22 protein-coding genes and 2 pseudogenes are annotated in these 19,341 nt (G+C 69.6%); 6 read left to right on the top strand and 18 right to left on the bottom strand.

Features of this window, described 5'->3' with window-relative positions; translation table 11 throughout:
• Nucleotides 1-292 precede the first annotated feature (292 nt).
• Nucleotides 293-640: a tyrosine-type recombinase/integrase gene (locus EDD27_RS18150; protein WP_127933486.1), complete on the top strand. Its 348-nt coding sequence runs from the start codon at nucleotides 293-295 to the stop codon at nucleotides 638-640.
• 254 nt (nucleotides 641-894) lie between these two features.
• On the opposite strand, the gene EDD27_RS18155 is transcribed toward EDD27_RS18150, so the two are convergent.
• From EDD27_RS18155 to EDD27_RS18175, 5 genes are read right to left on the bottom strand one after another with little or no spacing between them, the layout of a single operon-like run.
• Nucleotides 895-1,266, bottom strand: coding sequence for a DoxX family protein (locus EDD27_RS18155; RefSeq protein ID WP_127933487.1), 372 nt, complete (start codon nucleotides 1,264-1,266; stop codon nucleotides 895-897).
• 32 nt (nucleotides 1,267-1,298) lie between these two features.
• Nucleotides 1,299-2,096, bottom strand: a complete 798-nt coding sequence (locus EDD27_RS18160) for an ABC transporter permease (protein ID WP_127933488.1) — start codon at nucleotides 2,094-2,096, stop codon at nucleotides 1,299-1,301.
• Nucleotides 2,093-2,857, bottom strand: coding sequence for an ABC transporter permease (locus EDD27_RS18165; RefSeq protein WP_127933489.1), 765 nt, complete (start codon nucleotides 2,855-2,857; stop codon nucleotides 2,093-2,095). Before EDD27_RS18165 ends, EDD27_RS18160 begins: the two co-directional genes overlap by 4 nt.
• A complete protein-coding gene (locus EDD27_RS18170) occupies nucleotides 2,850-3,764 on the bottom strand; it encodes an ABC transporter ATP-binding protein (RefSeq protein WP_127933490.1) in 915 nt (304 codons plus the stop codon). The genes EDD27_RS18165 and EDD27_RS18170 overlap by 8 nt, the downstream gene beginning before the upstream one ends.
• Before the next feature lie 55 nt (nucleotides 3,765-3,819).
• Nucleotides 3,820-4,110, bottom strand: coding sequence for an antibiotic biosynthesis monooxygenase (locus EDD27_RS18175; protein WP_127933491.1), 291 nt, complete (start codon nucleotides 4,108-4,110; stop codon nucleotides 3,820-3,822).
• Between the two features lie 60 nt (nucleotides 4,111-4,170).
• On the opposite strand from EDD27_RS18175, the gene EDD27_RS18180 reads away from it, so the two are divergent.
• Together EDD27_RS18180 and EDD27_RS18185 are read left to right on the top strand one after the other, a co-directional pair.
• On the top strand, nucleotides 4,171-4,803 hold the full coding sequence (locus EDD27_RS18180; protein ID WP_127933492.1) for a TetR/AcrR family transcriptional regulator: 633 nt from the start codon (nucleotides 4,171-4,173) through the stop codon (nucleotides 4,801-4,803).
• 201 nt (nucleotides 4,804-5,004) lie between these two features.
• On the top strand, nucleotides 5,005-5,850 hold the full coding sequence (locus EDD27_RS18185) for a class I SAM-dependent methyltransferase (protein WP_164903674.1): 846 nt from the start codon (nucleotides 5,005-5,007) through the stop codon (nucleotides 5,848-5,850).
• On the opposite strand, the gene EDD27_RS18190 is transcribed toward EDD27_RS18185, so the two are convergent.
• Nucleotides 5,834-6,241 (bottom strand): VOC family protein, encoded by a 408-nt coding sequence (locus tag EDD27_RS18190; protein WP_127933494.1) that lies wholly within the window; start codon nucleotides 6,239-6,241, stop codon nucleotides 5,834-5,836. The two genes, EDD27_RS18185 and EDD27_RS18190, sit on opposite strands and share 17 nt — an antisense overlap.
• Nucleotides 6,238-7,029 carry an arsenate reductase/protein-tyrosine-phosphatase family protein gene (locus EDD27_RS18195; protein WP_127933495.1) on the bottom strand — a complete coding sequence of 264 codons (792 nt, stop codon included), beginning with the start codon at nucleotides 7,027-7,029 and terminating at the stop codon, nucleotides 6,238-6,240. Before EDD27_RS18195 ends, EDD27_RS18190 begins: the two co-directional genes overlap by 4 nt.
• Nucleotides 7,030-7,168: 139 nt before the next feature.
• Between EDD27_RS18195 and EDD27_RS18200 the strand changes: the two genes are divergently transcribed.
• Nucleotides 7,169-7,915, top strand: a complete 747-nt coding sequence (locus EDD27_RS18200; protein ID WP_241564104.1) for an ABC transporter permease — start codon at nucleotides 7,169-7,171, stop codon at nucleotides 7,913-7,915.
• A gap of 241 nt (nucleotides 7,916-8,156) precedes the next feature.
• Here the strand turns inward: EDD27_RS18200 and EDD27_RS18210 are convergent, their stop codons facing one another.
• Genes EDD27_RS18210 through EDD27_RS18220 form a run of 3 tightly spaced genes read right to left on the bottom strand, consistent with a single transcriptional unit; the run spans nucleotide 8,157 to nucleotide 10,802 of the window.
• A complete protein-coding gene (locus tag EDD27_RS18210) occupies nucleotides 8,157-8,651 on the bottom strand; it encodes a hypothetical protein (protein ID WP_206641485.1) in 495 nt (164 codons plus the stop codon).
• Complete coding sequence (locus tag EDD27_RS18215) at nucleotides 8,648-10,120, bottom strand: sensor histidine kinase (RefSeq protein ID WP_127933497.1); 1,473 nt, start codon at nucleotides 10,118-10,120, stop codon at nucleotides 8,648-8,650. The genes EDD27_RS18210 and EDD27_RS18215 overlap by 4 nt, the downstream gene beginning before the upstream one ends.
• A gap of 7 nt (nucleotides 10,121-10,127) precedes the next feature.
• On the bottom strand, nucleotides 10,128-10,802 hold the full coding sequence (locus EDD27_RS18220) for a response regulator transcription factor (protein ID WP_164903675.1): 675 nt from the start codon (nucleotides 10,800-10,802) through the stop codon (nucleotides 10,128-10,130).
• A gap of 190 nt (nucleotides 10,803-10,992) precedes the next feature.
• Between EDD27_RS18220 and vanY-N the strand changes: the two genes are divergently transcribed.
• Nucleotides 10,993-11,565, top strand: a complete 573-nt coding sequence (gene vanY-N, locus EDD27_RS18225) for a D,D-peptidase/D,D-carboxypeptidase VanY-N (protein ID WP_127933498.1) — start codon at nucleotides 10,993-10,995, stop codon at nucleotides 11,563-11,565.
• Between the two features lie 96 nt (nucleotides 11,566-11,661).
• Here the strand turns inward: vanY-N and EDD27_RS18230 are convergent, their stop codons facing one another.
• The 8 genes and pseudogenes from EDD27_RS18230 to EDD27_RS18250 all read right to left on the bottom strand — a co-directional run bounded on the left by EDD27_RS18230 (nucleotide 11,662) and on the right by EDD27_RS18250 (nucleotide 18,442).
• Nucleotides 11,662-13,056 carry an IS4 family transposase gene (locus EDD27_RS18230; protein ID WP_206641400.1) on the bottom strand — a complete coding sequence of 465 codons (1,395 nt, stop codon included), beginning with the start codon at nucleotides 13,054-13,056 and terminating at the stop codon, nucleotides 11,662-11,664.
• A gap of 313 nt (nucleotides 13,057-13,369) precedes the next feature.
• Nucleotides 13,370-13,699: a helix-turn-helix domain-containing protein gene (locus EDD27_RS18235; protein WP_164903676.1), complete on the bottom strand. Its 330-nt coding sequence runs from the start codon at nucleotides 13,697-13,699 to the stop codon at nucleotides 13,370-13,372.
• Nucleotides 13,700-13,767: 68 nt separating this feature from the next.
• On the bottom strand, nucleotides 13,768-13,953 hold the full coding sequence (locus EDD27_RS59200; RefSeq protein ID WP_479680943.1) for a helix-turn-helix domain-containing protein: 186 nt from the start codon (nucleotides 13,951-13,953) through the stop codon (nucleotides 13,768-13,770).
• A gap of 75 nt (nucleotides 13,954-14,028) precedes the next feature.
• Nucleotides 14,029-14,244, bottom strand: a pseudogene (locus tag EDD27_RS59205) (hypothetical protein); the annotation flags it as partial.
• Nucleotides 14,154-14,468, bottom strand: a pseudogene (locus tag EDD27_RS59210) (recombinase family protein); the annotation flags it as partial. The pseudogenes EDD27_RS59205 and EDD27_RS59210, both read right to left, overlap by 91 nt.
• A 96-nt stretch (nucleotides 14,469-14,564) precedes the next feature.
• Entirely contained in the window at nucleotides 14,565-14,723 is a 159-nt protein-coding gene (locus EDD27_RS54325; RefSeq protein WP_164903677.1) for a hypothetical protein, read from the bottom strand.
• Between the two features lie 69 nt (nucleotides 14,724-14,792).
• Nucleotides 14,793-17,771, bottom strand: coding sequence for an aminotransferase (locus EDD27_RS18245; protein ID WP_127933499.1), 2,979 nt, complete (start codon nucleotides 17,769-17,771; stop codon nucleotides 14,793-14,795).
• 230 nt (nucleotides 17,772-18,001) lie between these two features.
• Nucleotides 18,002-18,442, bottom strand: a complete 441-nt coding sequence (locus EDD27_RS18250) for an Lrp/AsnC family transcriptional regulator (protein WP_127933500.1) — start codon at nucleotides 18,440-18,442, stop codon at nucleotides 18,002-18,004.
• A 543-nt stretch (nucleotides 18,443-18,985) separates the two neighbouring features.
• On the opposite strand from EDD27_RS18250, the gene EDD27_RS55550 reads away from it, so the two are divergent.
• Nucleotides 18,986-19,309 (top strand): hypothetical protein, encoded by a 324-nt coding sequence (locus EDD27_RS55550; RefSeq protein WP_206641486.1) that lies wholly within the window; start codon nucleotides 18,986-18,988, stop codon nucleotides 19,307-19,309.
• The last annotated feature ends 32 nt before the right edge of the window (nucleotides 19,310-19,341 follow it).

The raw sequence follows: 19,341 nt of genomic DNA on the forward strand, positions 1-19,341 counted from the left end.
GACCCATCTCCCCGATCTGCGGCGATCACGTTGGCCACGTTTGCCAGGTTGAATGTCGTTCGACCGGATTCAACTAGAGGGTTGACCAGCCGCGCGGGCCTGCACCCGCATGACCATGACCTGCCCGCCTCCTCGCCCTCGTCGACGAACTCGACGTTGGCGCCGGTGTAGGTGAACGACGATGTTCGGGTAATCCTGGCGGGGTCGGCGCCCGCGGCTGCGCCAATCGTGCCCAGGTCCTCGCGCGGCTCACCCATCGTGGTCACTCCTCCTCGTCAGCGGCGGCCGGATCATGCAACTCGCGCAGGCGGCCGCCCTGTTCCTCTCGGTCGCGTCCATCACCGCCCCCGCCCGGACGGCCGGTTGTCGCCGAGTTCGATCAACACTCTCCTTGGGGGGCGGCCGCCTGCACGACGCCCAGACCGCCGACCCGGGTCGCAAGCTCGGCGTACTGCGCCCGCACGACGCCCGGCACACCTTCGCCTTCCAGCTGTCGCAACGCTCCGGGCACCACCGTGCCGAACTAGAGCGCCGCCTCGGTCACGCCAACGACCGCTCCCTGCGCGTGTACACCAACCCACCCGACGATATCGCCGCCGGCTACATCGAGGATTTGCAGGCCATGGGGGGCATGGCGTGATTCTTTGGGACCTTGGCGCAACCCGAAGGCTTTCGCCAGGCCTGCCTGCGCATGAAGCCTCAGTAATGGTGGGTCATGAGTTCGGTCGTCCAAGTCGGCTCTTGTCTCCATACATCTCGCCGCGGCCTTCTACGACGTGGCCGATGGGGCGCACGGTCACGTTCTGTGGTGCCATGGTGAGCTCCTGGTTCTGGCTGTCCCCGGCATCGATGCACCTCCCGCCTGCGGTGACGGCTCTCGAAGTGTTCAGGTGGTCAGAAGGCGTAGGGGCCGAAGCGGCCCCAGGCGATGACCGCGGCCAGTGCGAACAGCACCACGTTGACGGCGATGGCCGCCGGCTCTTTGCGGCGGGCGTGGGTTGCGGCGGCGCCGAGCATGGTGACGGCCAGGCCGGCGGCGGCCAGCGGGGTGAGGACAGGGACGATGCCGGTGACGGCGGGCAGGGTCAGACCGAGGGCGCCGAGCAGTTCGACCGCGCCGATCTGGCGGATCTGGGTGAGGGTGAAGTCCTCCACCCAGGGCGCCATGGGGTGCAGCTTCTCCTTGGTCTGGGTGGCATGCATGATCCCAGCCAGGCCGAAGACAGCGGCCAGGACGGCCTGCAGTACCCACAGGAACACATTCACGTCAGTTGCTCACTTTCCTTCAGGTTCCTGGCCTAGTAGCGGCCGAGGGTGCCGCGGTGTCGGGCGAGATTTTCGAGCCGGTTGAACAGGACCACCCCGACCGCCGTGATGAGCAGCGGCTGGGCCAGCAGCCAGCCGAGACCCCAGCCGGTCGGGAGGGCGGCGAGGGAATGCCCGCCGAGCAGGATGTCACGCATCGCCTCGATACCGGGCGCGATGGGGACGACCAGCCGGCTGAGGAAGGCGATCGGGTCGGGCATGGCGGCCAGGGGGACCAGGGTGCCGCCCGCGATGGCGTAGACGGCCACGGACACCTGGGTGATGATCTCGATGCGTTTGAACACCAAGGTCAGGCCGCACAAGATGAGCGCGAGCCCGCAGGTGCCCAGCACGATGGCGGCCAACGGTACGATCACCTGCGCGTCGACAGGCAGCCGCCCGCCCTGGAGGGTGATGGCGACAGCGCCGGTGGCCAGGACGGCCAGCGCGGTGGGCACGGCCGCGATCACGGCGGCGACCTGGCGGCCGAGGATGCTCGCGGCCGAGGGCAGCGGGGTCAGGTAGGTCTGTTCCAGTACGCCGGACTGGATGTCGCCCAGGTAGCTCCAGAACACCCGGTTGACCTGCTCGTGGATGAAGGTCAGCGCCACCATGCCGAGCAGCACCGGCAGGAGCAGATCCGCACGCAGCTGCCCGCGTCCCATGAACAGCACGATGAGCAGGTAGAACAGCGGAAACGTGATCATCTCCAGCAGGGCTTCGCGCCATCCGGCGAGCAGGTTGAGCAGGCCCTTACGGACTTCGGCGGCGAATCCGCGGACGAAGGTCATGACGACTCCAGGGCTCGTCGGTGGTTGCGGACGAACAGCAGGCCGGCGACGGCGGTGAGTACGAGGGTGTGGGCCAGCAGCCAGGGCAGCGCGCCGCCGGTCCAGACCTCGGCCAGGGTGCGGCCCTCGAACAGCGTCTGGGTGAGCGCCTCGATGCCCAGCGTGGTGGGCAGGAGTCTGGCCGCTGCGGCCAGCCAGTCCGGATACAGGTTCAGCGGCAGGAACGAGCCGTTGAGCAGCAGCACCAGCGAGGTGAACAGCGACTGCAGGGCGCCGATCATCGGGGAGACCAGGGCGAGGGCTGCCAGCAAGAAGGTGAAGGCCAGCGCGTTGACCACGAGGAGCGCGGCGGGCAGGAGCGCCGCCCAGCGCAAGGGGATTGCGATCTGGGCCAAGAGCATCGGGACGAGAGCGGCGACGGCGGCCACGGCCAGCCCGAACACCGAGGCGGTGATCAGCCGGCCGAGCATCAGCAGCCACGGGGGCGCCGGGCTCATCTGTGACTGGGTGAAGGTGCCCGCGCGTTTCTCCTCGATGAGGTCGGCCACCATCACCAGGCCGGCGTACTGCAGGAACCAGTAGCCGCCGATCGCGACCAGGGTTTGCGGCAGCAGGTCCTGCCGCAGTTCGCCCTGGCCCAGGACGAACTGCAGGCCGAGGTACATCATGGTGCTGATCAACAGCGTGATCACATGTCCGGCCGGGTGCGCGAGCTGAACGCGCAGGCCCTTGCCGATCTCCGCGCGCAGGACCTCATGCATGGGGTGGCTCGCTCACCAAAGCGAGGAACACGTCCTCAAGATCGGGCTGCACCTGCATCAGCGACTCCAGGACGGCTCCCTGCGCGCGCAGCCGCTCAACTACCTCATACACCTCGCTCGGATCGCTCACCCGCACGCTGATCGTGGTGACGCCGTCGCGGCTGACAGCGTCGAAGCCAGGCGGCGCCGCTCCCTCGACGCGGATCTCGTACCGGTCGCGTTCGCGAAAGCGTGCCAGCAGCTCCCGCGTGGGCAGGTCAGCCACGAGCCGCCCCTGCCGCATGACGGCCACCCGGTCACACAGCTCCTCGGCCACATCCAGCTGGTGAGTGGTGAGCAGGATGGTGGTGCCGAGCTCGCGGGCCTGCTCGGCGATCCAGTTCTTGACGGTACGGGTGGCCTCGACGTCCAGGCCGAGCGTCGGCTCGTCCAGCAGGACGATCGGAGGGTCGGCTATCAGGGCGACGGCGATTGCGACCTTCTGCTGCATGCCCCGGGAGAAGCTGCCGACCTTGTCGTGGCGACGCTCCCACAGCCCCAGATCGGTCAGCAGATCTTGGGCGCGCTCGGCGACCTGGGCCTTGCGCAGGCCTTTGAGCCGGCCGAAGTACATCAGGTTCTGCCAGGCCGACATGCTCCAGTAGACGTTGCGCGAGCCTTCCAGCACGGCGCCGAACTGTGCCATCGCGGACGGACGCTGCCGGGCCACGTCGAAGCCGCCCAGCCGGACCCGGCCCGAGGTGGGGGTCAGCAGTCCGGCCAGCATTTTGATGGTGGTGGTCTTGCCGGCGCCGTTGGGGCCCAGGAAGCCGAAGACCGTTCCGGCGTCGACGCGCAGGGACACCTCGTCGACCGCCCGGACCTGTGCCGCGCCGTACACCTTGGTCAACGCGTCAATCTCGATCACGACATCTCCTCAATCGGGGGAAAGGCCCGGCCCACTTGCGGGGCCGGGGATGCCATCAGTGCTCGTCCAGGACGTCGATGTCGTCCACGGTGGCCTCGCGCGTCAGCGCGAAGGCCGCGGCAGCCACGGCGCCGCCGGGCACCGCCTGGCGGGCCGCCTGCAGGCTGGCGGCCGAGTCCCAGCGCCAGACGCCGACCCATGTGGACTCATCGATCCGGCCGAGGCGCGCCTCGGTCAGCCCGGGGAAGGCCGCCCTGGTCGCCGACACCAGTGCGGCGTGCCTGGCCCGGAGCTCCTCAGCGTCAGAGGGATCGGCTTGGAAACGAGTGACGGTGATGACCGGCATTACTAGCCCTCATCTCTAGATGTGACTTCTAGTGAACGAGTCTAGAGATAGACTCTAGCTATGAGCGATGTCAAGCGGCCCAGCAAGCGGGCGCAGAAGGCGCAAGAGACCCGCCGGCGCATCCTGGCGGCGGCACTGGAGCTGTTCGTGCAGGACGGCTACGGCGCGACGAACCTGCAGGACGTCGCCGACAGGGCCGGGGTCGCGGTGCAGACGATCTACTTCGTCTGCGGCAACAAGCGCGCCCTGCTGAAGGAACTGGTCGACGTGACGATCGCGGGCGATGACAAGCCGGTAGCCACCATGGACCGGCCGTGGTTCACCCACGCGCTGGCGGCCGGCACCGTCCAGGACATACTGCACGCCTACGTCACGGGCACGACCTCGGTCCTGGAGCGGGTCGCGCCGATCGGCAAAATGCTGGACGCGGCGGCCGCGAGCGACCCCGAGGTCGCCGCACTGTGGCCGCACGACGTCGACCCTCGCTACGTCGTCCAGCAGCGGGCGGCCAAAGCACTGGTCGGCAAGCCCGGCGCGCCGGCGGACATGCCGGTGGCGGAGGCCGCCGACCTGCTCTACGGCCTGCTCAGCCCCGAACTGTATCTGCTGCTCGTGCACGAACGCGGCTGGCCGCGCGAGCGCTGGGAGCGGTGGGCCTTCCAGACCCTGCACGCTCAACTCTGCTCAGACTAAGCATCGTGGCCAGCCGCCGCACCACCGGGTGCTCGACGCGAGTAGGTCATGCATGGTCTGCCACAACCGCTCGTAGGCCTCATCACGCACTCGGGCCACGAACCGGGCCAGCGTCGTCATGCCGGGCAGCCCCATGGAACGGGCCTCGAGGCGAGCGACCACGTACCCGCAGAGTTGCTGGAGATCGTCTATGGTCCCACCGTGGAGGATCTGTTCGGCGGCGCTGCGCTGTACTACGCCAGATACCGCCCCGGCTACGGCGAGGCGACGATCGGGCACCTCGCGCGAGCATTCGAGGCGGGCGGCCGGGTCCTTGATCTCGGTTGCGGCCCGGGAACGATCGCCGTCCCGCTGGCCCGGAAGGTCAAGACGGTGCTCGCCGTGGACCCCGCGGAGGAGATGCTCGCCGAGGGCAGGCGCCTGGCCGGGGGCGTCACCAACATCGCGTGGGTGCGTGGCGACTCGACCACGCTGCGGGCGCTGCCGCCGTTCGACCACGTGGTGATGGGCCGGTCGTTCCATTGGATGGACCGCAGGGCCGTTCTGGCGGAGTTGGAGGAGTTGCTGCCGCCCGGCAGCGCGGTGGCGGTGATCGGCCCGGCGAGGCAGCCGGGAGAGCCGTGGCAGCCGGCCGCGCAGCCGTGGCAGCCCGTCGAGCGGCGGGTGTGCGAGGAGTTCGGCCTCGACATCCACACGGCCGCCAACTCCTTTCACGCCACCGGCGAGCACCACCGCGACGTGCTGGCCGCCTCATCCTTCAGTGACGTGGAGTCCAGAGTTTTCGCGCGGCGGCTGACCTGGGACGCAGACGCGCTGATCGGGCTCCAGCTCTCCTACTCCTACAGCTCCCCCGCGCGGCTGGGCGACCAGCTGCCCGCCTTCGTCGACGCGCTGCGAGAGGCGCTGCTCGCCGACAACCCGGCAGGCCGGTGGGAACAGGTGCTGGTGACCGAGGTGCTGGTCGCCAGGCGGCCCAGGCGTCCAGCGCCTGGAGGGGGCCGCAAGGCCGAGGCGACATCGGAACGGCGGTCTACGAGGCGTTCGTGAGCGGATCGGTCCGCTGGGCCGGCTGGAACAGCTCGATCAGGTTGCCGGCGGGGTCGGCGAGCAGGATCTGACGTCCGCCGGGCCCGGCGATCACCTCGCTGCGGAAGGACAGGCCGGCGTCGCGGAGCCGGGCGATCTCGGTGTCCAGGTCGTCGAAGGTGAGGTGGATACGGTTGCGGCCGGCGGTGTTGGCCTCGTCGGGTGTGGCCCGGGCGCCGGAGCTGGCGGGTCCGGACAGCAGCAGCCGCAGCGGGCCACGGACCACGTCGGCGAAGGCGGGTGCGGCGCTGGTCTTCAGCGTGAAGCCGAGATGGGTGGTGTAGAAGTCGATGGCGGCCTGAACGTCGTCAACGAGGTAACGGACGCTGGCGTAGTGGTCGGGTGCGGTCACAGCGGAGCCTCCTGATGGCTGGGAGCGGCAAGGACGGGCAGCAAATGCCGGATGCGGGTGTTGATCTCTGCGGCGGTGCGCTCGAAGGGGGGGTAGCCGGCCGGGCCGCTGTCGCCGGCCGTGGACGGCTCGGGGATGCTCCAGTGGGCCCGGCGCGGGTGGTGAGAGAACTCCGGGCAGACCTCACGGGCCTTGTCGCACAGGGTGATCACACGGTCGAACCTGTGGCCGGCGACCGTGTCCAGGTGCCGGGGGCGCTGGCCGGAGACGTCGATGTCGAATTCCTCGCGCAGCACCCGTACGGTCTCGGGATGCAGCCGGGGCTTGGGCCGGCTGCCGGCGCTGGTCACGGTCACGCGGCCGGCGGTGTGGTGGCGCAGCAGCGCTTCGGCGATCGGTGAGCGGACGCTGTTGCCCGTGCAGACGAAAAGCACGCTGATGCGCGGGGACAGCTGGTCGTCCGAAGGGACCGGTGGCGCGGCCTGCGGGTGCAGCGCCGGGTGCAACGCGGCGGCGCTGTCTCTCAGCGCGTCCGCACAGCGGTCCAGATCCAGGTGGTAGTAGCTGTCCCGGCCGTCGAAACTGCTGCGCGTGGCGGTGACCAGCCCGCCGTCGCGCAGCAGTCGCAGGTGGTAGGAAATCAGGTTTTGCGGCTGGCCGACCCGTGTCACCAGCTCGCGGACCCGGTAGTCGCTGTCGGCGAGCTCGGTCAGCAGCCGCCAGCGCAGCGGGTGACCGGCCAGCCGGACGAACGCCGGCGGGATGGAGCCATGACCCGACCGTGTCATGCTCACGAACATACATCGAACTGGTTTGATGCATCAAGCCCATTTGATGGATTCTCACGCGGACAAGGTGAACGCAGGCACGCCACCGCCCCGGCTCCCGCCCCAAGGCCGCTATGCGAGGTGCGGGAGACTGCTTGCCGTGCGTAGCTCATCATTGATCTCCCTCACGTCGTGGTTGCCCGTTGTCCTGGTCCTGCTGGTCGCGTTCGGCGCGCTCGTGGCCTGGACAGGCCGGTTGGGCCATCGCAACGCCGTGGTGACCGCCTGCCTCAGGGCGGCGCTGCAGCTCGGCGTGGTGTCGGTGGTGATCGCCTGGGTCGTCGCCTACTCCGCGGCGGTCGCGGCGTTCATCCTCCTGATGTACGGCGTCGCCACCTTCACGGCGGGCCGGCGCATCGCGGTCGGCCGGGAGCTGTGGTGGGCCGGGGTGCCGATCGCGGCGGGCACCGTGCCGGTGCTGGCCATCCTGCTGGTCAGCGGGGCGATCTCCACGCAGGGCATCGTCGTCATCCCCATCGCGGGAATCCTGCTGGGCGGCTGCCTGACGGCCACGACCCTGGCCGGCAGGCGGGCGACGGACGAGCTGGTCCAGCGCAAAGGCGAGGTGGAGGCGGCACTGTCTCTGGGGTTCACGCCACGCGACGCCGCGCTGGAGATCTGCCGTCCGGCCGCTGCGCAAGCGCTGGTGCCGGCCCTCGACCAGACCAGGACCGTGGGACTGGTCACCCTGCCAGGGGCGTTCGTGGGCATGCTGATCGGCGGGGCGAGCCCGATCGAAGCGGGGATCGTACAGCTCGTGGTTCTCGTGGCACTGCTGGCGGCCGAGGCCACGGCGATCCTGGTGACGGTGGAGCTGGTCGCCCGCGGTCGTTTCGCCCGCCAGTGACTGGCTGACTGCTGCGGCGTCGGGTGCCGCAATCCGTTCTCCAGCAGCGCGAACGCATGTTCCGCGTCAGCCACCGCACCCGGATGGCGCTCGTCGGCCGGCTCCCCGTACGCCAGGCGTTCGGCGTTGTCCTGCGCCAGCGCCCAGTGGACCGCGACGATTTGGACGGCAGCGAGCCCGGTGCCCGGGTCCCGCTCGCGCAGCCCCTGGAGGAAGTGCTCGCGTATCGCGGCCACCTGGGCTACCGAGCCGGGCAGCTCCGGGGGCCGACGCTCTGCCCTGCACCGACGACGGTGACCTGGGCGATGCTTTCCGGCGCCGTGGCGGCGGCCGTGCACACGATCTGCTCGACGGCCAGTGTGGACAGTTCGCCGGCCGCAGTGGACATCGTCACCGCCAAGTGGCCTGCCGGCTTGGCGGTCACCGAGAACGGGCCGGCTTCAGGCGGGACGTCGGTGGTGAATCCGTGCGCCTGTTCCTCCGCGGTGGGTCCGGCTGCCAGCAGCGCGAGCGTGTCCGCTTGGAACAGTGGACGACCACCGGGCCCGGGCCGCGTTACCGCGCTGAGTCGGCCGTTCTTCACCAGATAGAGGGTGATCGTCGTGGTTGGTGCGACGCGTCCGCTCGGCGGGTCGCCGGCTTCGATGACGTCGCTGGGTCGCACGCCGCAGCCGGCCGCGGCGACGAGCGATACGAGGCCCGCGGCCAGCACGCGGCGGGCGAGCCCGGCTCTCACTCGGGGCCCCCGTCCGGATCGTGTGCCCGGCGTGGCAGGCGAAGCGTGAAGATGGCGCCGCCGTCCGGGGCGTTGGTGACGGTGAGGTCGCCTCGGTGCAGGCGCGCGTTCTCCCGCGCGATGGCGAGGCCCAGGCCGCTGCCCTCGGACCTGGCCCTGGCCGCGCTGGCCTTGTAGAACCGGTCGAACACGTGCGGCAGCACCGCCTCGTCCAGCCCCGCTCCGTGGTCGCGGACCTCGAGAGCGATCCAGTGCGGGTCGGCGCAAAGCCGTACCGACACCGGCGGCTCGCCGTGCCGCAGGGCGTTGCCGACCAGGTTCGCGAGGATGACGTCCACTCGGCGCGGGTCCAGCCGTGCCGTCACCGCGGGGGCAAGCTCGGTGTGCACCAGCTCCGACCAGCCCCGAACGCGCAAGGTCGCGCGCACCAGCTCGGCCACGTCGACCTCGTTCAGCGCGAGGGCCGCGACGCCGGAGTCGAACCTGCTGATCTCGATGAGGTCGTTCACCAGAGCGGTGAGGTTGAGCGTCTCCTGGCTGACCAGCCTGGCGGCCCTGCCGGCGGGCTCGGGCAGCCGGGCCGCCTCCTCGTCCAGGACGTCGGCGACCGCGGCGAGCGCGGCCAGCGGGGTGCGCAGCTCGTGGGACACGTCGGCCACGAACCGGCGGGCGTCGGCCTCCATCTCGCGCAGCTGCTTGACATGCCGTTCCAGCTCCGCGGCGGTGTTGTTGAACGTGCGTGCCACGTCGGCCAGCTCATCGGAGCCGCGGACCGCGATCCTGGTCCGCATCTCACCCTCGCCCAGCAGGCGTGCCGCCCGACCGAGCTCGCGCACCGGCCGCAGCACGCCACGGGTGGCCAGCAACGCGAGGACGACCGCGAACGCCAAGGCCGCCCCGCCGGTGAGCCATGCGGATGCGGCGAGCCCGTCGATGCTGCGCTGTTCGGGAAGCAGGCTGCGCACGGTGTAGACCTCGATGCCGGACACTCGCGTCGTCCGGTCCTGCCCGATGATCAGCAACGGCGTGCCGATGATCAGGTTGGGCTCGCCCTCCCACACCACACGTTGCCATGCGGTACTGCCGCCGGCCACCACTTGCCGCAACTCCGGTGAAATCATCCCGAGATCCAAGACCGGCGCCCTCCCGCCCGGCGTCCAGTGCCACCGCGGCGGGGCGAGCGGCGAGTGCATCTCGCGGTAGACGGCGACCGCAAAGCTGTTCTGATCGGCCGCGGCGGTGGCGATCTCGTCGAGCTCGGCCGGGCCCGGCGTCGCACTCCGCAACGGGTAGAGCGCCTCCAGGCGGCTCGTCACCGCCTGCACCGCGGCATCCTGGGTCCTCTTCAGGATGGCGTTGCGGGCCTGGACGTAGCTCCCGCCGGCCACCGCCGCCGCGGTGACCACGCACAGCAGCGCGAAGGCGAACAACAGCCGGGCACGCAGCCCCAGGCTCGGCCAAGGTGCCACCGGCGGCTCACACCGGCCCGAACCGGTACCCGAACCCACGCACCGTCTGCACGTAGACGGGCGCCGCCGAGTCGTCCTCGATCTTCGCGCGCAACCGCTGCACGCACGCGTCCACGAGACGCGAGTCGCCGAAATACCCGTGCTCCCACACCGACTCAAGCAGCTGCTGGCGGCTGTGCACCCGGCCCGGCGTGCCGGAGAGCTCGAGCAGCAGGCGCAGCTCGGTCGGGGCGAGGCTGACCGGCACGCCGCGCTTGGCGACCACCAGCCCGGCCCGATCGATGGTCAGGTCCCCGTGCCGCTCCAGCTCCGCCTGGTCCCGGCCGATCCGCCGGAGCACCGCGCGAATGCGTGCATCGAGCACCCTGGGCTGCGCCGGCTTGACCACGTAGTCGTCGGCGCCCGCCTCCAACCCGGCCACCACGTCAATGTCGTCGCCGCGCGCGGTCAGCATGATGATCGGTACCTCACCGGCGGCTCGGATGCGGCGGCAGACCTCGAACCCGTCGATGCCAGGCAACATCAGATCGAGCACGACGACGTCGGGAAGGTCCGTACGCAGCCGGTCCAGCCCCTGCTCGCCGGACTCCACCGCGCGCACGCGGTGCCCATGCCGGGTCAGGGCCAGCTCAAGGCCCTCCCGCACGGCCGGGTCATCCTCGATCAACAACACTCGCGACACGCCGCCGAGTTTCACAGCACGCTCCGTAATTCGCCGCCGGTCAACCCCATCCACTGTCGGCCAGCCGTGTCCCCGCCTCGTCCGCGCCGTGTCATGGTTGTGTCACCGCCGCGCTCACGGTGGCCGCCGTCGAGAAACGGTGACATGCGGCGGACAACGCACGCACATTTGGTGCCAATCGTAGTTCGTCATGAACGAACCACGCACCATCCCACCTCGGCCCTGTGACCGGCTGTACGCTGCGGTCACGCTGGTGCTCGCCGTGCTCCTGCTGCCCGTGGCGTTCGTTCGCCGTCCCGGCCGCGCCCGCGAACTGGCCTGCCGCTGGGCGTTGGGGATGCGATTCCCCGCCGAGGACCTCACCGGGCTCACCGACGGCGCCATGGCGGCGTTCACCGCGGCGCGCACCGAGGCGCTCTGGCGTCACGGCCAGCTCATCGGCCTCACCTCGGGATACCGCGATCCCCTTGTCCAACAACGGATGTTCGACGAGGAGGTGCGCCGCTCCGGCTCCCCGGCCTCGGCACGCATGCTCGTGTTACCACCGGCGGAATCCAGCCACGTCAAGGGCATCGCGCTGGACGTGCGCCCCCACGAAGGCGCGCGCTGGCTCGAGGAACACGGCGCCCGCTACGACCTCTACCGCATGTACGACAACGAGTGGTGGCACTTCGAGTACCGCCCAGACAGCGGCGGCACGCCACCACCACGACGACCCCACCCCGGCGTGGGCTACGTCATCGAGAACGGGGAGCAGATGTAGCCGATAATCCGACCAGCGCGCCCAAGGGTTCGGTCCGGCATTCAACAGCGGTATCGACCGGGTGTCCGGAGAGGGGTTAGGGGCAATGCCGTGAAGTTAAGGGCTTTGGGCTGCTGTCAACTGGTGTTCGGTGAGGACGTCGATGGTGGTGCTCGCGCGGTGGTTGGTGCGGTCGACTTGTCCTTTGGCTCGGTGTTTGGAGATCGCGCGTTTGACGATGCGTGGGCTGATGCGTTCGCGGCGCTGTGGCAGGGGATCTTCAAGGAGGGCGCGGCCGATACGTCCCAGCAGGTCGATGGTGGTGTCGGCGAGGATGCCGGCGGCGTGGATCACTTGATCGCGGGCGGTCAGCAGGGCGATGGTGAAGCTGGCCCGGTCATCGCTGATGCCGGGATGGATGGCGGTGGCCTCAGCCATCGCCAGCCGCAGGACCTGGTAGGTGGTGAGCAGGGCGTAGATCTCCTGGTCCACGCCTGCCGGGGTGCGGGCGCGCAGGACCCGCCCGCCCAGAATGGTCGCCTTCAGCTCGAGGTAGATCGTTTCGATTTCCCAGCGCTGGTGGTAGAGGACGACGAGGTCCCGGGCCGGGTAGCGGTGCGGATCGAGCAGGGTGGTGATCAGCCGATAGTGGATGGCCCGCCGGTGGGTGCCAGACAGGGTGACGGTGATGTGGGCGTCGATGACGCGAATGGGCACCCCGCCCAGCACGCTGGTCCACGACCCGTCTGTCAGGGTGGCCAGCCGGGGTAGGGCCCGGTTGTTCTTGCAGCGGATCACCAGGTCCGCTCCTGTGTCGGCGATCGCTGTGACGAGGTCCTTGACCGCGAAGTTCCGGTCGGCCAGCAGCACCATTCCCCGCCGCAGGCAGCCGAACAAGGCGGGCGCATAGCTGGTCTCGCCGGTCTTGAACGGGCCGAAGGTCACCGCGAGCAGGGTCCGAGTGCCGCAGACCACCACGGCCAGCAGCCGGACGAGGGGATAGCCCGACCCGCCATGTGAACCGCTTTGATGCCCGTATCGGGTCAGATTCGCCGGGCTGTCGGGCACCGACATCGTGGTGCCGTCTATCGCACAAACCAGCAGCCCCCGCCACCGCAGCGCACCCGCGGGCGGGCCCGCCAGCAGGTCGAACAGCGCCTTCAACGGCGCTACCCCGACCCGGCGTCGCGCCTGGGCCAAGGCCGAGGACGACGGCAGCGAGCCCGGGTCGGCCAGGCCCGACACCAGCCGAGCCCATACCTGCCGATATCCCAGCCCGGCGAACAGCCCCGCCGCCAGCAGCAGATACACCACCACCCGCGAGGGCAGGTCCCGCAACCTCCGCTCGACCGCACCCGTTTCCGCCAGCGCCTCATCGACCATCTCAAAGGGAATGAGCTGGGTCAGCTCGCCCAGATGACCCGGCGCGAACACCCCCGCCGCGGTCCGGGTGGTCGATGTGACCGTGCTGATGGCGCACGCCAGGACAGACCTGGCAGACTGTCGGCTCAACGGAGATCCAGTCTGTTACGGATGGTTGTGGAAGATCACCCGTTCTACTGGATCTCCGTTCTTCTGTCCCAGTTTTCCGTGAACCCTTGACGTCACACCTCAAGCGTTAACTAACCGGCATTGGGGTTAGGGGTGCGTCATCGGGAAGTACCCATAAGTCCGGGTTGCTGGGATGGCGCCTGCAAGCAGCTCGCGAGATGGCGTTTCTGGGGCGGGCGGTTTTTCCACGCGGCGTTGTACGGCGGCGGCTGCAGCGTTCTGTACGTGCACGGTCCCGGCGGCATTGGGAAGTTTGCCTTGTTGCGGCGGTTGCTCACGAGGCCGCGGTGGCGGGGCGGCCGGTGTCCATGGTGGTCGGGCGCATCGTGGAGCCGTGGTTGGGCCGGCTCGCTTCCCGGCGATGCACCAGCTCACACCTCTCCCGATAGCCGCGTGTGCCGTCCTGGGCCAGCGTGGCCAGACCGTCGCGGCGGTAGTCGGCCAGCCAGCGCTGCAGCGTCCGGTACGGCCGGCCGTCGGTGACGGCGACGCGGGCCAGGGACACGCCGTCCTCGAGGTGCGGGCGCAGGATGCGGTAGCGCTCCAGCGCCTGCTCGCGCCGCGTCGGGCTCAGGTCGGTCAGCTGCCGCCGCGGCTTGCTCACCCTTTCACGGTCGTCCCGGTACGGGGCCGCGTACAGACCTGCGGCCGAGACCGGACAGCGGCGGCGGGTTACTCGGCGGCAGGCAAGGCGGCCGGGGTACTCGCCGAGAGGGCGGGCCGGGAGTCGGTGGTTAGCTCGGGGACGTACTTGTAGATGGTGGAGCGGCTGACGCCGAGCAGGCGGGCGATGCTGGAGACGGTGTTGCCCGGGTGGGTGAGCAGGTCGCGGGCGTGCCGGATCTGCTCCGGTGTCATCGCCGGCGGGCGGCCGAGCCGCTGGCCGCGGGCGCGTGCCGCCTGCAGGCCTTCGCGGGTGCCCTCGACGATGAGCTCGCGGATGAACTCGGCCAACCCGGCGAAGACGTGGAAGACGAGCCGACCGCCCGAGGTGGTGGTGTCGAGCGCTCGTGCAGCGAGCGGAAGCCGATACCGCGCTTGCGCAGCCCGGCCACGATGGAGATGAGGTCCTGTAGGGAGCGGCCGAGCCGGTCCAGCGAGGGCACCACGAGGGTGTCGCCGGCGCGCAGATGGTCCAGGGCTTTCCAAAGCTCTTCGCGTTCGGCGTTCTTGCCGGACTTCTTGTCAGCGAAGATGCGCAGGCAGCCCGCTTCGGTCAAGGCGGCCAGTTGCCGGTCCAGGAGCTGCCCGGCGGTGGAGACACGGGCGTAACCGATCAAGGCGCCGGTGGCGCTGGCGGGCTCAGCGGCCAGCGGGTCATCAACGACGAGTTCGCCACCCGCGGCGTCGGCGTCCCTGGCGTCGGATGGCATGATCGCCACCCCGCAATTGTACGAGAAACGGCACTCGCGAAGTTGTTGGACACCACGACTTCTCGACACGTTTCTTGGACACTCCAGGGAAGTTGATCACGAGATAAGAGAGGCCTTGGTGATCTTGTCGAGAAACGCGATTTCAAACAAGATCAACTTCTGGGGATCCTCGGTGGTGGCGGTGCCCTCGGGCAGTGGGTTGCCGCTCGCCTTGGACTGGCGGGGCCTGCCCAGGGCTATGGCGTCGGTGGCCATGCAGAGGAGCAAAGGCGTGGCCTGAGTCGGGCTGCCGATCGACGTTGGGAGCAGGAGCGCCGTTGTCGTTCAGCGGGTGTGCCCGCCCGTGCCGCGGTGGCCGAGTTCGGTGAGGGCGCGGTCGAGGGTGTCGGCGAAGAAGTCGGCGCCGGCTGGGTCGATGCACAGCGGTGGCTTGATCTTGAGGATGTTGAGGTGGTCGCCTGTGGGCTGGACGATGACGCCGAGGTGGAGCATGCGCTCGCAGAGTTCGGCCGTCTCCTCGGTGGCGGGCTCCAGAGTGTGGCGGTCGCGCACCAGTTCGAGGCCGAGGTAGAGGCCGGAGCCGTGCACGGCGCCGATGATGGGATGGTGCTCGGCGAGGGCCTGGAGCTTTGCCTTGAGGTGGGCGCCGGTGCGCACGGCGTTGCCTTGCAGGTCCTCGTCGCGCAGGGTGTCCAGGACGGTGAGGCCGGCGACGCTGGAGACGGGGCTGCCGCCGGTGGAGGAGAAGAAGTAGCCCTGGTCGCGGTAGCGGTCGGCGACGGCCCGGGTGGTGATGACGGCGCCCAGTGGATGGCCGTTGCCCATGGCCTTGGCGACACAGACGATGTCAGGGACGGCCTGCTGCTGCTCGAAGCCCCAGAACCAGGTACCCAGGCGGCCGTAGCCGACCTGGATCTCGTCGGCGATGGCCAGACCGCCGTGCCGACGCACCGCCGCGTACACCTGCGGGAGGTAGCCCTCGGGCAGAGCGACGCCGCCGGCGTTGCCGTAGTACGACTCGCTGAGGAAGGCGCCCGCCGGGCGGCCGGACGCGGCCAGCTCATCGATCACCTGGACGGCTTCAAGGGCGTAGTTGTCGGCCTGTTCGCCGCGCCAACGCCCCCGGTAGGAGTTGGGTGAGTCAACCGTGTGGACCCAGCTCGGGCGGGTGGCCAGTGCGTTGGGGTTGTCCTGGAGAGAGGTGGACACGGCGTCGGACGCATAGGTCCAGCCGTGGTAAGCCTCGCGCAGGGCGACGACGTCGTGCTGTCCGGTGGCGCCGATCGCGAGCCGGATCGCCAGGTCGACGGCCTCGGAGCCCGAGTTGACCAGGAAGACGGTGTCCAGGGGGGCCGGCAGCAGAGCGGCGAGGCGTTCGGTGAACTGCACGACGGCGGCGTAGTGGAACCGGGAGTTGGTGTTGAGCCTTCGCAGCTGCCGCGAGATCGCCTGCTCGACGCGGGGATGGGCGTGGCCGAGCGGGGTGACGTTGTTGACCATGTCCAGATAGGAGCGGCCCTCGGCGGACACCATGTGGTGGCGCCAACCGCGTTCGATGCGGGGCGGGTTCTCGTAGTAGTGCTCTTGGACCGGGGCGAATGCCGCGTCGCGCCGGGCGAGCAGGTCGTCCTCCGGGGTGGCACCGCCGACAGCGGGCAGCCCGAGCAGCGGGGCGGGATCGGCGGTGAGCGCGAGCCAGCCGACGGCGTACTCGGGCCGCACCAGTGCGGGGATCGTGGGTGCCTCGGGCCGCCGGAGCGAGACGTGGACGCGAGCGCCGGCGGGCAGGGCGACCAGTTGGTCGCCTGCGTGCACGGGTCTGCCAGTGGGCGGGATCGGGTGGGCGGCGTCGGGGAAGGACAGATGCAGCACGTGGGGCCCGAAGGTGACGGCCGCGCGGCCGGGCACCGCCGCCAGCACCTCGCCGTCGCCCGGCGCCTGCAGGACGGCGGGCCCGTCGAGCCACAGGTCGACGCCCGTGGCGATGGTGGCGGGCGAGGTGGTGGACAGGGCGGGGGCAGCGGTGAGCTGCGCCTGACCGTAGCGGGTGGTGACGGTGGTGGCGCCGGCGGTGAGCAGGCCGGCAGCGAGACGGTCCACGGCTGCGTCCTCCAGCCAGGTGCCGTGGTCCATGGTGTCGGACCCGACGGCCAGGTCCAGCACAGCGATGCCTGCGGGGTCCGGTCCGGCCAGCACGGGCACCGCGGGCACCGCGGCGGTGGCCCGTTGGCGGGTCAGGCCGAATGTCTCGACGATCAGTTCGGTCATCACCGCAGTCGGCACGGCGCGGGCCTGCTCGAAGATGCGCCACTCGCGCTCGAGCGCGGCGTTCACGTAGGCGTTGTCGCCGTCGACGGCGGCCTGGTGCCGTCCGCTGACCACCAAGGTGGCCGCCCGGAGCACCACCAGGGGCCACAGAGCCGTCGCCTCGTCCCCGGACAGCGGCCTGATCTCGTGGAACGCGCGGACGGCGGGCAGGACGTGGTGCGGTTCCATGCCGTCGTGGTGGAGGATCGAGGACAGTGTCACGGCGAGCTCGCACACCGCCCAACTGTCCGTCAGGTCGCCGAAGTCGATGATCCCGTCGGGCAGTGGCACGGGGCTTTCGGGCGAGATGACGAGATTGTCGTCGGTCAGGTCCAGATGCACGGCCTGGCGCGGTAGCCGGTCGGCGACCCCCAGGAGAACGGCCCAGGCCTCCGTGGTCGCGGCCAGCACGGCGGATCTGCGCTCCGCCTCGACGACGTGGTCCGAAAGTCGCGTGACCACGCGGTCGGCGTGGCGGGGATCCCACTGCAGGACCCGCTCCAGGCCCGGATGACGGAAGGACCGCAGGGTCGTGCTGACCTGGCCGACGATACGACCCATGGCCGCGACCGTCCGGGGCGTCAGGTGACGTGAGCCGGAGAGCGTCCCACCGCGCAGATACCGCAGCAGGCGGGCGGTGACCGGACCGTTGTCGGTTGGGACGGTGGCAGTCCTGCGGACACCATCGACATCGCGCACAACGGTCGCGACACGCAGACCGGGATGTGCGTCGGCGATCAGGTCTGCGGCGGTGTCCTGCGCGTCGATCTCGGTCGCGGTGAACGCCGGGTTGGCGATTTTGAGGACGGCCACGGGCGATCCGTCGTCGTGGGTCAGCAGGAAGTTGGCGTCCTGCTGACTGCCCAGCGCCTCGGCGCGGACCGCGAGCCCGAAGTGCTCGGCGGCGGTCCGGCGGGCCTCTTCGGTGGTCAGCCGTGGGGCAGGCAGGCCCTGATGCGTGAAGAAGTCGATGGTGAGGGGCTGGTGATGCGTCATGCCGGGTACCTCGGAGCGGTTCGGTGGAGGGATGGGTGGATGCTGACCGGCAGGGGCGGTGGGTGAAGCATCGGCAGCACGTGATCGGCCGCCGTGGCGGCCGTCGGCACAAAGGCGAGAGGCCCCGGACAGGCGGACGGGACGCGCCGCGTCGACGACAGGTCGGGCCGACCACCGGAGCTGCTCTGTCCGGTCGCGCTGTCACCTCGGTGGTGGTGAGGCAGGAGTGCTCAATCGACGTCCCACAGAAAGCGGTGGGTGTGGATCCCGAAGTACGGGAAGCTCTCCACCGCCGCGACGCCCTCGATGGGACGCACGACGACGTTGACGAAATCCAGGAGGGCGTACGGGCGACGGCAGACGACCTCCACGAAGAGGTCGAAGGTGCCCGAGACGAGGACGGCGTAAACGACCTCGTCGTGGCGTGAGAGTTCGTCGGCCACCGCGCGGGGATCGCCGTCCACGCGCAGACCGAGCATGGCCATGGTCTGCCCGCCCATGGCCATCGGGTCGGTGACCCCGACGACCTGTACCACCTTTGTGTCGATCAGTCGCTGCAGCCGCTGGCGGGCTGCCGAGGGCGACAGCCCGACTTTCGGCCCCAGATCGCTGTACGGGATCCGCCCGTCCACCTGCAGTTCCCGCAGGATGGCCCGGTCGATGTCGTCCATGGCGTTCACCTCCTGTGCGTGAAAGAGCTAACCATTCAATCGAATCGCGTGCAATAGTGCCAAAGAACGCTCGAAGACGGAGTCTACGAAGATGAATCGCTTGTCGGTGGCCGTCACGGGCACGGTGATCTCCTCCCTGAGCACTGAGGCGCACGTCACCGCCCTGTGCGGCTGGCCCTCCGGCGCCCACCGCGGCCCGAGTCTGCACCGCCGAACGCGCGGCGCCCGCCCGCTGAAACCTGGCCGGTCGCGGTGTTCGCCGACTTTGGCCCGCGCCAGCGGCTTCAGCCACCTTCGTGTACAGCGGGCGGCCAAGCTCTTCGCCGCTATGCCGTGTGGCCTGGTTCGGAACGGCCCACCCATGCACCGCGGCCCGCCTTGATCCATGGATCTCGTGGACGAACCCCTCTTGACGCACTGGTTTCCCTAGGTATTCCATACGGCCGCCGGGAGTGGACGAATCGAGGACGCCCCGAAGCCGCCGGAGACGATAGCGCGCTCGCCCCTCATGCCCATCGCACGAGTCGATCGGAACTCGTCCCCATGACCGATACGCTCCGCCCTGCCGAGACGGCTCTGCCGCAGGAGCCCGGCAGTCCCCAGAAGCTCAGACGCTCGATAGGCGTCGTCGGCGGCACCCTGCTCACACTTTCCTGTGTGACCCCCGCCTCCACGATCTTCGTGATCGTCCCGGATCTGCGTGGTGGGAACACCCTTAACTCCAGCTCTGGCGGTGCTGCAGACGGAGGTTCGATGGATGGCTCTCGCCGGGCCGAAGATCTTGTTATGGCGACGCCAATTAGCGCTGAAGACGCATCGCAAGAACCGGTGAAAGTCACACAATTCATGATCGCTTCATGTACGTGATAATCGGCCCTTACCACGTACATGAAGGGGGG

This window comes from Nonomuraea polychroma, from assembly GCF_004011505.1.
GTDB classification, from domain to species: domain Bacteria; phylum Actinomycetota; class Actinomycetes; order Streptosporangiales; family Streptosporangiaceae; genus Nonomuraea; species Nonomuraea polychroma.